Here is a 10,875-nt window from a genome sequence, read left to right as displayed (position 1 = left end):
TTGTGCCCGCCGTTTTCATATCGGGAATCCTGCTCATGGCTGCTCCGCTGCTTTCGCTGTACCGACGTTTCATCCGCTGGCCGGCCGGGAACTGGTTGTTCTCGCGTGCGGTGTGCTTCAAGGCACCCTACTTCGCCAGCATCTCGCCAACGATCACGCGGCTGGAGCCGGGCCGCTGCGAAGGCGTGATCCGCCAGCGTCGGCGCATCAGCAACCACATCGGCACGGTGCATGCGATTGCCATGTGCAACCTGGCCGAACTGGTCGCCGGGGTGATGGTCGATGCCACCCTGCCCGTCGACATGCGCTGGATTCCCAAGGGCATGGAAGTGAAATACCAGGCCAAGGCACTGGGCGTGTTGAAAGCGGTGGCGACACCGGCGCTGCCGATCGTCAGCGCGACGGCCGGCTATGACCTGCCGGTTGAGGTCAGCGTGACCGACGCGGCGGGGAACGAGGTGTTCCATGCGACCATCGCGATGTGGGTATCACCGCGCCCCTCACGTACAGGCTGATGAACCATGACTACCGCTGAACTGCTGGTGCGCCTGGCAGGCGTTCACAGCCTGGGTTTTGCCATGTTCCATCTGGCGTTCTGGCGCTTGTTTGGATGGAAGCGCGAGCTTGACCAACTCGGCGCAGCCAACCGCGCGATCATGCAGATCCTCAATCTGCGCGTGATCTACGTGTTTCTGGGAATGGGGGTGATCGCACTGACCTTTACCTCGGACCTGGTCGACACGCGCCTGGGGCTGGTGCTGCTGTGCTTCATGGCGTTGTTCTGGGTGGGCCGCATGATTGAACAGTTCGTGTTCCTGCGCATCAATGACTGGCGCGTGCATCTACTGACGGGCCTGTTCGTGCTGGGCGCGGCGCTGCATGCCGTGCCGATGTGGCTGGGCTTCATGCGCGCCATCAGCCGCTGAACTGCGGTGCTTGTCGGCGCGCGCTGACTTCAGAGCGCCCGCAACACCAGCGCAAGGATCGCCGGCACAGCCTGAACATAGAAAATGCGCAGGCTCACGCTCCACGCGCCGTAGGTACCGGCCGCCACCACACAGACCAGCGAAAACGTCACCAGCACCGGTTGCCCAAGCGCCAGTCCGGCGATGATGCCGGCGGCGAGGAAGCCGTTGTACAAGCCCTGGTTGGCGGCCAGCACGCGGGTCGCCTCAGCTTTCTGCGGCGTGTTGCGGAACGTCTTCAGCCCCAGCGGGCGCGTCCACAGGAACATCTCCAGCACCAGGAAGTACACGTGCAGGATTGCGACCAGTACGGTCAGCAGCAGCGCGAGCAGGGACATGGGCGTTGTTTCCTTCAGGTCATCGAGGACAAGGTAACGCGCCGCTGCACTCAGCGGTCGCGGGGCAGTTTCTTTTCCTCACGCAGCACGCCCAGTGCCGACAGCGTCATGCATATCGCCACCAGCGTGCCACCCGCGAACACCACGTGCGAACCAAACAACGACAGGCCCTTGTGGACCCAGGCGAAGGTCAGGTCGGCACCGCGATAGACCACCGTGTCGATGGCCGCACCGGCCTTGTAACGCCATTGCCGGTCCACGCGCGTGTAGATGGTCTCGCGCGCCGGCTTGCCCAGCGAGAACTCACTGGCGCGGGTCAGCACCTGCACCATCGCCACCATCAGCGGCAGCGGTGAAGCGGCCAGCGCCGAGAAACCGATGATGATGGCAAAGCCCGGAATCAGCAGTGCCGGGGCGATGCCGAATCGCGACAACAGCCAGCGGGTCACGCCCAGCTGGATCACCAGGGTCAACGCATTCACCGCCAGGTCGATACGCGAATAGAACGCGGTGCTGGCGGCCGGATCGGTGATCATCCGTCGCACGATGGAGGCCTGCTCGTTGTACAGCGTCGTGCCGATGCCCACGCCGAACAGCACCATCAGCGCCAGCCAGCGCAGCAGCGGCTCACGCACGATCAGCTTCAGGCCATCGAGCACGCTGCCGCCCATCGGCTGTTCGCCATCCACCAGTTGCTGCTCGCGCTCGCGCAGCACCGCCCACTTGCGCAGCTGCCAGACGCAGAACACGCAGCTGATCAGGAACCCGACCGAGACCAGCATCAGGTTGGCGATGCCCACCCGCTGCACCAGCGAGCTGGTGATGATCGGGCCGAGGAACGCCCCGACCGTGCCGGCGGCACCGATGTAACCGTAATACGCGCGGGCCTGTGCATTGGAGAACACGTCGGCCATGAAGCTCCAGAACACCGCCACCGCGAACAGGTTGTAAACGCTGATCCAGAAGAAGAACGCCATGCCCCGCCCCGGCACCCCGCTGTCGAACATCGCGTAGAAGCCCAGCAGCGTGACGATGAAGAAGCCGTACACCACCGGCAGGAACACCCGGCGCGGAAAGCGGCTGACCACCCAGCCGTACAGCGGCTGCATCACCAGCATGATCAGGAACACGCAGGTGAACAGGAACTGCAGGGTGAAGTCCTTCAACGGCAAACCGTGGCTGTCGAACCAGGCGATCAGCGCGGTCGGGAAGATCGTCTGCAGGTCCGCCGAAGCGGCCATGGCCTCGCGCACCGGGCGCAGCACGTAGTAGCCGCTGAGCAGGCAGAAGAAGTACAGGAACGACCACAACAGCGCCGGCGACTCACGTAGCGCCTGGATCAGCCGCAGCACCGGACCGGGGCGGCCAGACACGCTCATGCAGCACCCCGGGCGTGCGGGTAGCGACAGGACGGCGACATCGGGAACTCCGGGGGGCTGCGAAGCGCGTAAGTTATCTAATGCACCGCAACATCGCCAGTGCGGCGGGGATGCCAGACAACAACAGGCCCTTCTATCCTGCGATACATCGGAAGGGAGACGTCGTGAAGGAATTCGACTACATCATCGTGGGCGCCGGCTCGGCCGGCTGTGTGCTGGCAAACCGGCTCAGCGCCGACCCGCAGCTGCGGGTACTGCTGATCGAAGCCGGCCCGCGCGACTGGCACCCCTTCATCCATATGCCTGCCGGCATCGCCCGGCTGGTCAACAACCGCCGGGTCAACTGGAGCTACGACACCGAGCCGGAGCCGGCCTTGAACAACCGCCGCCTGTGGTGGCCGCGCGGCAAGGTGCTGGGCGGCTCCAGTTCGATCAATGCCATGTGCTACGTGCGCGGTGTGCCCGACGACTACGATCGCTGGGCACAGGCCGGCGCCAGCGGCTGGGATTGGAACAGCGTGCTGCCATGGTTCCGCCACAGCGAAGGCAATGCGCGTGGTGCCGACGCGCTGCACGGTGCCGACGGCCCACTGCAGGTCTCGGACCTGCGTCATATCAATGCGCTCAGCCGTGTCTTCATCGAAGCCGGTCAACAGGCTGGATACGCGCTCAATACCGACTTCAACGGTCGGCAGCATGAAGGGGTCGGCCTGTACCAGGTCACCCAGAAGGACGGCGCGCGCTGCTCGTCGGCCGCCGCCTACCTGGCGCCTGTGCGCCAGCGCCGCAACCTGCAGGTGCTCACCGGTGCGCAGGTTGAACGGGTACAGATCGACAACGGCCGCGCCAGCGGCGTAGTGCTGCGAGCGGGTGGCCAACGCCAGCAACTGCATGCCACGCGCGAAGTGCTGCTCAGCGCCGGAGCGATCAACTCGCCGCAGCTGTTGATGCTGTCCGGCATCGGCCCGGCCGACCACCTGCGCAGCCATGGCATCGACGTGCAGCTCGACCAACCCGGCGTCGGCGCCAACCTGCAGGACCACCTCGACATCTGCACGCTGTACCGCACCGTGCCCGGCGTCAGCTACGACCGCGCCAGCGAGCTGAAGATCGGCTTCGACTACTTCCTGCGCGGTCATCGCGGCGCCGGCACCAGCAACGTGGCCGAGGCCGGCGGCTTCATCCGCTCGCGCTTCGCCCCGGACGAACGCGCCGACATCCAGTTCCATTTCGTCCCGGCGATGCTCGACAACCACGGCCGCCATCGCCTGCCCGGCGACGGTTACACCCTGCACGCCTGTTATCTGCATCCCCACAGCCGCGGCCACATCGCGCTGGCCAGCAACGACCCACGAGCACCGGCACGCATCCATGCCAACTACCTCGGTGATGCCGAAGGTTTCGATCTGAAGATGATGATCGAGGCCGCGCGCCTGAGCCGCGACATCCTGCAGCAGCCGGCATTCGCTCCGTGGCGCAAGGCACCGCTGCTCCCCGAACGCGATGACCTGGACGACGCGGGTCTGGAAGCCTTCATCCGCGCCAAGGCTGAAACCATCTACCACCCGATCGGCACCTGCCGCATGGGCAGTGATGACTATGCCGTGGTCGACCCGCAGCTGCGGGTACGTGGTATCGATGGCCTGCGCGTGATCGACGCTTCGGTGATGCCGACCCTGGTCAGTGGCAACACCAACGCGCCGACGATCATGATCGCCGAGCGCGCCGCCAGCCTGATTCTCGACAACAACCCTTCCGGAGCGTAGAGCGCAACCATGCGCCGCTCAGCGCGTGGCTCGGCACCGCGCCCCTGGCACGCTCACGCCACCTGCAGCAACGCCGGCAACGGGCAATGCAGGGCCGCGCAGATGGTGCGCAGCAGTTCGGCCTCGGCAACGTTCACGCGCTGGTTGTGGCTGACGGTGGCCGTCACCGATTCGACCAACAACTGCTTGGCCAGCGGGTCCAGTGCATCCAGCGGTTCCCATACCGCATCCAGTGCCAGCACCCCATCGGGTGGCGGCGCGTATGGCAGGTGATCCTGCGGCAGGATGCGCTGCAGTCCGGCCAGGTAGGCACGACGTGCACCGGCTTCGTCACCCGGGTTACCCGCCCGCGCCACCACCGCCAGCAGCGTGGCGAACTCCTGTCGCACGCCAACCACCTTGCGGCGACCGAAGTGCAGATGCTTCGACGGCTCCAAGGCCGCCTGCACCTGCACCTGCAACAAACGCGACAGACAGTACTCGAACAACGAAATGCGGCCATCGGCATGCGTGAGTGCATCGATGCACTGCACGAAAGCATGCAGCTGCGGACGCGGCAAGCTGCGCAATGTCGGGAACGCCAATACCGCTACCGGCAGCCGCAGCGCCGCGTGCAGCTCGCACAATGGGCCAGCTGCCAGCGCCTGCATGCGTTGCGCCTGCAACGCCCCCAGCTGCGCCTGGACGGCCCCGCGCTGGCGCGCCGCCACCTGTGCATCAGCATCGAGCAACAGCGCCAGCAACAACGCAGGCGCGGCCTCACGATCACGTGCGAGCTCGCGCAGCGCGGCCGGCAGGTTGCCGGCAAGGCGCACCGCCTGGTGGAAATCATCGTCGGCCGGCGTGGCCACCTGCGCGGCGACGAGCGCGGGATCCACCCGCACCCGGAACGTCGTCCCTGCCGGCAACGCGGGTGGCAGCAACGCATCCACGCTGGGTGCGTAGTGCGCGGTCAGCCCCAGCGCGCGATCTTCGGCCAGACCATCGGGGGGTGCGGCCAGCCAATTGCCGCGCAGCGTCTGTAGCTGAGCCGCACGGAATGAGGGTTGCAGCCGCTGGATGCGTTCAAGCAACGGTGGATGCGTGGCGAACCATCGCGAGAAGCCCAGGCCTTCGCCGAACAGCATGTGACTGACTTCCTCGGCATCGGCGCGATTGCCCAGGTGAGAGCCATCCGGCAGACCACCGATCTTCTTCAGCGCGCCGGCCAAGCCCTGCGTCTGCCGGGTGAACTGCACCGCCGACGCATCGGCCAGTATCTCGCGCTGGCGCGACACCGCCGCCTTGATCAGGCGACCGAAGAACACGCCAATGCTGCCGATGGCGATCGCGACCACGCCGACCAGCAGCAACGCTACCAGCGGCCCCAATGTGCGCCCACCGCGCCCGCGCGACCCGGCGCCCATATGCAGCAGCACGCGCCGGCCGATCACGCTGATCATCAAGATGCCGAACAACACTCCCATCAGGCGGATGTTCAAACGCATGTCGCCGTTGAGGATGTGGCTGAACTCATGGGCGATCACGCCCTGCAGCTCGTCGCGGTTGAGCCGCTCCAGTGTGCCGCGCGTCACCGCGATGGCGGCATCGGCCGGCGAGTACCCCGCCGCAAATGCATTGATACCCCGCTCCTGCTCCAGCACATACAGGCGTGGCATCGGCACGCCGGAGGCGATGGCGATTTCCTCCACCACATTGCGCAGCCGCCGCAGCGCGGGGTCGGTACTGCTGGCCGGCACTTCGGTACCCCCCATCTGCACCGCCACCACTTCGCCACCGCCGCGCAGACTGGAGATGCGGTACAGCGAGGAGAATCCAATCACCGCCAGCGTAAGCACGCTCCACCCCACCATCGCCTGCGGACTGGCGCCGGTGGCCCACAACATCGCATCAATCGCAGCGACGATCGCCACAACCGCCATCGCAAACAACAGCAACAAGCGCGTCGAATTCCGCCGCGCCTGCGCCTGGTGTTCAAAGAAATTCATCCCTTCCCCCTGCGGCTCCCTACCCGCTTCGCAGCCACGCGTTGCGCCTGGCTGCTGCGTTCATCCAGTGATGACTCAAAACTGGACCTGCGGGGCCTCGCGCACCTGCTCACGTTTCTCAAGCGGAATATCGAGCAGCGCGGCGGTGCTGAAATTGAACATTCCGGCAAACACATTGGCCGGGAATGTCTCGCGGCGGTTGTTGTAGCCCATCACCGCATCGTTGTAGGCCTGTCGTGCGAACGCCACGCGGTTCTCGGTACTGGCCAGTTCTTCGCTCAGCTGCATCATGTTCTGGTTGGCCTTGAGGTCCGGATAGGCTTCGGCCACCGCCATCAGCCGCCCCAGCATGCTGTTCAACTGGCCCTGAGAAGCCGCCAACTGCGCCATTGCCGCCGCATCGCCGGGATCGGCCTTGGCCGCTGCCAAACCTGACTGCGCGGCAGTGCGTGCGGCGATCACCGCCTCCAGCGTCTGCCGCTCATGGCCCATATACGCCTTGGCGGTTTCCACCAGGTTGGGGATCAGGTCAAAACGGCGCTGCAACTGCACGTCAATCTGGGCAAACGCATTCTTGTAAGTATTGCGGGAGCGCACCAGCCCGTTATAGATGCCGATCCCCACGGCGATAACTGCGATAACGACCACAAGAAAAACAAGAAATATCAAAGTGATGCCCATTCATCCTCTCCCCGTTTGTGCAATCGTAAAAAGCAGCGCTAGAATCCATGCCAGCAGTAGCTTACAGGCACCGATCACGATGAAAGACAACAGCAGGCGCCGGCATATCCGCCCGGTTGCATCGGGGTTGCTGGGGGTATTGATGCCCTTCGCATTGTCATCGACCGCGCAGACACCTACCCAGGTAAGCCTGCCCACCACTGCACCGGCCGCCTTGCCGGTGAACCTGGAAAACGCGCCGGCGCAGTCGCCGACGCAACCGATGCCCTATCGCACCGCGCTGCGACCCGAGCAGGTGCAGCCGCTGCCCGCCGAATTCAATGTCGCCGCCATCGAAGCGTTGGCCGAACAGCTGACCTATGGCAATCGCGTGCCTGGCATGGCGATGGCCATCGTGCAGAACGGCCGCGTCCTGTCGGCACGCGGTTACGGCGTGACCGACATCAGCAATCCACAGCCGGTGGATGCGCATACCGTGTTCCGTCTTGCCTCCTTGTCCAAGGCCTTCGCCGGCACCATGGCAGGCTTGCTGGTCAACGACGGCACGCTGCGCTGGGACAGCAAGGTCACCGACTATGTGCCCGGCTTCCATCTGGCCACGCCGGAAGCCACCAGCCGACTGACCGTCGCCGATGTGCTCAGCCACCGCGTCGGCCTGTCGTACAACGCCTATGATCGCGACGTCGAAGCCAACACCGATTACTACACGCTTACCCAGAAGCTGGCCAACGCGCCGCTCAAATGCGAGCCCGGCGATTGCTACGCCTATCAGAACGTTGCCTTCAGCCTGATTGGCGACGTGGTGTTTGCCGCGTCCGGCAACTTCTATGAGCAGGCCGTCGAGAAGCGCCTGCTCAAGCCGCTGGGCATGAACGACGCCAGCCTCGGCCTGGCCGGCATCCAGGCCAGCTCGCGCTGGGCACGTCCGCATGTGCGCAGCCGCAACGGCTGGGTATCGCTGACACCCAAGCCCACCTACTACCGTGTTGCACCCGCCGCCGGCGTCAACGCCAGCGCCAGTGACATGGCGCAGTGGCTGCTCGCCCACACCGGCCACCGCCCCGACGTACTGCCGGCACCACTGCTGGCCACGCTGCATGCACCACTGGTCAGCACGCCGGGCGAGATGCGCTCGGGTTGGCGTCACCAGCGCCTCGATTCGGCCGGCTATGCATTGGGCTGGCGCGTGTTTGACTACTCCGGTCATCCGGTGGTGTTCCATGCCGGCGCGGTGCAGGGTTATCGCGGACTGGTGGCACTGCTGCCCGAGCGCGACCTCGGCATCGCGGTGATGTGGAACGGCGAGAGCAGCCTGCCCTCCGGCTTGATGCCGACCATTCTTGACCGTGCCATCGGCCTGCCTACCCAGCGCTGGCTGGATGTGGACACCGACTTCGGCAGTGACAACCTGATGGCCGAGGAAGCCGCACCGGCACGCGGCGGCAAGAAGGGCGCCTCCTCCGACCGCGCCGTGGCCTCGCCGCGCTGAGTGGCGCCTTCCCGACAGCACAGACAAAGGGCGGCCATTGGCCGCCCTTTTTTGTACCCGCCCGATGGATCTTTCGGCAGCGTGGCTACGCCGCCATGTAGCCGACAACGCTGTCATGCCTAATCCACCCCCGCCTCCAAAACCTGGCGGAGCAATGTCCTGGCGCATTGAGGCTTCCCCCACTGGGACCTGCGCCTACAAGTACCGGATGCCAGGATGATCTCGCCCAGGTGACACGACAATGCCGGCTCGGCAGCGGCATTCGCCCATAAAAAAACTCCCTCCCCGCTGGGCAGTCGGGGAAGGAGTTTCAGGTGTTGCTAGTAGAGCTGGATCAGATCAGCGGCGCCGGGGTTGCCGGCAGCGCGACCGGAGCGGCCTTCTTCTTGCGGGCGACCGGCTTCTTCTTCGCAGCAACCTTCTTGGCAGCCGGCTTCTTGGCGGCAACCTTCTTTACGGCCTTCTTGACGGTCTTCTTGGCAGCAGCCTTTTTGACGGTCTTCTTGGCAGCGGCCTTCTTGGCTACTTTCTTGGCAGCCTTCTTGACGGTCTTCTTGGCAGCAGCCTTCTTGACGGTCTTCTTGGCTACTTTCTTGGCGGCCTTCTTGGCAGCAGCCTTCTTGACAGTCTTCTTCACTGCCTTTTTAGCAGTCTTCTTGGCGGCCTTCTTGACAGTCTTCTTGGCCGCAGCCTTCTTGACGGTCTTCTTGGCAGCAGCCTTCTTTACGGTCTTCTTCACTGCCTTCTTTGCAGTCTTCTTGACTGCCTTCTTGGCGGTGGCCTTCTTGGCGACCTTCTTCACTGCCTTCTTGGCGGTTGCCTTCTTGGCAACCTTCTTCACGGCAGCTTTCTTGGCGACTTTCTTTACCGCCTTTTTGGCGGCCGGCTTTTTAGCAGCTTTTTTCGTAGCCATGGGATGGTTCCTCGTCAGTGATCTATGGAATTGAAATGCCCAGTTGAAGCAAATCCGCGGCGGACCGCGGAGGACCGACGACACGTCTGGCGCGTCGTGACGGATACAGAAACACCCGCATCGGTTCCCGCTGCGGGTGCCATGTCTGATTCGGGGGGGTGTTTCGCGGAAGGAAGCGAGTCCTGCTCCACCATTAAAGAGATCCTGGCGGACGTCCAAGTTGTGCTTCGCGTCTGAATGTTGATCCGGCTCACTCGCTTCCGCAGGAAAGGTCTGCTGGGCGAAACCTAATCACGGTTTTTTTTACTGTCAACAGTCTCCCCACATTTTTTTTTCAACCGACACCACCCCGCCTCCCCCCGTCCGCCGGGCAACGCCCGGCTGCAGACAGCCTTCTGTGTCGTGTCGTAGCGCCCTACAAAAACACGAATGCAAAAAAACGTCGAGGAATATGCACTTTTCTTTCATTGCGCCAGATGCGGCGCGTGTTGCCGCACGTCGCTGCAGGATGTCTTGCCACACCGCCGACGCGCCGAAAGTGGTGCATGCAACACCTCGAAAATATTTCATCCGCCGGTCATGCATTGCGGTGTGCAACGATCATTTTGCGCAGAATTTTTTGCACCCCCAACCGACGATGACGTGACCTTCTGTCGCCCGATGCGTCAGCTCATGCTCGATTTCCACGGTGCATCGCACGCGCGCCACCCACCAACTTTCATCACATAGCGATGACATCCGACGCGTGCCGGACAGGTGCGATGCGATCACCATCGCCGCCATCGCCGCCATCGCCGACGCCTGCACTGCATCCAACCCCGCACCGGAAGCCCGGACGCGGGCAAAAAAAAACGGCCGCCCAAAGGCGGCCGTCTTCTGGCAAACGAGGAACTCAGTGTTCGTCGTCTTCCAGCATCTGCGCGTAGTCGTCCGGACCCAGCAGGTCGTTCAACTGCGCCGGGTCGGACAGTTCGACGACGAACAGCCAGCCTTCGCCGTAAGCATCTTCGTTGATGGTTTCCGGCTTGTCGGTCACCGCTTCATTGACTTCGACCACGGTGCCGGACACCGGGCTGTAGACGTCCGAAGCTGCCTTCACCGACTCGACCACGGCAGCGCCGTTGCCGGCCTGCACGGTGTCACCGACACCCGGCAGCTCGACGTAGACCAGGTCGCCCAGCAAGCCTTGGGCATGGTCGGAAATACCAACGGTGACGCGGCCGTTGCCTTCGGCACGGGCCCACTCGTGGGACTTGAGGAATTTGAGGTCGCCAGGGATCTCGCTCATGGAACTGCTCCGAAAAAAGCGGTGGTCGGGATGGAACACTAGTTTAACGAACCGGGCGCAGGTCGCAC

At 64.0% G+C, this 10,875-nt stretch carries 11 protein-coding genes; 4 read left to right on the top strand and 7 right to left on the bottom strand.

Annotation, left to right across the window (positions count from 1 at the left end; translation table 11 throughout):
* The first annotated feature begins 35 nt into the window (after window positions 1-35).
* Together ABB26_RS06035 and ABB26_RS06030 are read left to right on the top strand one after the other, a co-directional pair.
* Window positions 36-515, top strand: coding sequence for a hotdog fold domain-containing protein (locus tag ABB26_RS06035; RefSeq protein ID WP_057632780.1), 480 nt, complete (start codon window positions 36-38; stop codon window positions 513-515).
* 6 nt (window positions 516-521) lie between these two features.
* Window positions 522-926, top strand: coding sequence for a hypothetical protein (locus ABB26_RS06030; RefSeq protein ID WP_057632779.1), 405 nt, complete (start codon window positions 522-524; stop codon window positions 924-926).
* 29 nt (window positions 927-955) lie between these two features.
* Here ABB26_RS06030 and ABB26_RS06025 read toward each other — a convergent pair whose 3' ends face one another.
* Window positions 956-1,303 (bottom strand): DUF1304 domain-containing protein, encoded by a 348-nt coding sequence (locus ABB26_RS06025; protein ID WP_057632778.1) that lies wholly within the window; start codon window positions 1,301-1,303, stop codon window positions 956-958.
* A 50-nt stretch (window positions 1,304-1,353) separates the two neighbouring features.
* Window positions 1,354-2,682 carry an NTP/NDP exchange transporter gene (locus tag ABB26_RS06020; protein WP_057632777.1) on the bottom strand — a complete coding sequence of 443 codons (1,329 nt, stop codon included), beginning with the start codon at window positions 2,680-2,682 and terminating at the stop codon, window positions 1,354-1,356.
* 164 nt (window positions 2,683-2,846) lie between these two features.
* Here ABB26_RS06020 and ABB26_RS06015 point away from each other — a divergent pair, with 164 nt between their 5' ends.
* Entirely contained in the window at window positions 2,847-4,448 is a 1,602-nt protein-coding gene (locus ABB26_RS06015; RefSeq protein WP_057632776.1) for a GMC family oxidoreductase, read from the top strand.
* Between the two features lie 53 nt (window positions 4,449-4,501).
* Here ABB26_RS06015 and ABB26_RS06010 read toward each other — a convergent pair whose 3' ends face one another.
* Window positions 4,502-6,436, bottom strand: coding sequence for a M48 family metallopeptidase (locus tag ABB26_RS06010; RefSeq protein ID WP_057632775.1), 1,935 nt, complete (start codon window positions 6,434-6,436; stop codon window positions 4,502-4,504).
* Window positions 6,437-6,511: 75 nt separating this feature from the next.
* Window positions 6,512-7,117 (bottom strand): LemA family protein, encoded by a 606-nt coding sequence (locus ABB26_RS06005; RefSeq protein WP_057632774.1) that lies wholly within the window; start codon window positions 7,115-7,117, stop codon window positions 6,512-6,514.
* 79 nt (window positions 7,118-7,196) lie between these two features.
* On the opposite strand from ABB26_RS06005, the gene ABB26_RS06000 reads away from it, so the two are divergent.
* Entirely contained in the window at window positions 7,197-8,606 is a 1,410-nt protein-coding gene (locus ABB26_RS06000; protein WP_057632773.1) for a serine hydrolase domain-containing protein, read from the top strand.
* 334 nt (window positions 8,607-8,940) lie between these two features.
* On the opposite strand, the gene ABB26_RS19285 is transcribed toward ABB26_RS06000, so the two are convergent.
* The 3 genes from ABB26_RS19285 to gcvH all read right to left on the bottom strand — a co-directional run bounded on the left by ABB26_RS19285 (window position 8,941) and on the right by gcvH (window position 10,807).
* On the bottom strand, window positions 8,941-9,603 hold the full coding sequence (locus tag ABB26_RS19285) for a hypothetical protein (protein WP_245626145.1): 663 nt from the start codon (window positions 9,601-9,603) through the stop codon (window positions 8,941-8,943).
* 516 nt (window positions 9,604-10,119) lie between these two features.
* Window positions 10,120-10,335, bottom strand: coding sequence for a hypothetical protein (locus ABB26_RS18915; protein WP_152982570.1), 216 nt, complete (start codon window positions 10,333-10,335; stop codon window positions 10,120-10,122).
* A gap of 76 nt (window positions 10,336-10,411) precedes the next feature.
* Entirely contained in the window at window positions 10,412-10,807 is a 396-nt protein-coding gene (gcvH, locus tag ABB26_RS05990; protein WP_057632771.1) for a glycine cleavage system protein GcvH, read from the bottom strand.
* Between the last annotated feature and the right edge of the window lie 68 nt (window positions 10,808-10,875).

Origin of the sequence: Stenotrophomonas humi (genome assembly GCF_001431415.1) — a bacterium.
In the GTDB taxonomy this organism is placed as follows: domain Bacteria; phylum Pseudomonadota; class Gammaproteobacteria; order Xanthomonadales; family Xanthomonadaceae; genus Stenotrophomonas; species Stenotrophomonas humi.
Note: the sequence above shows the minus strand (reverse complement) of the source record. Positions and strands in the feature narration are given on the sequence as shown.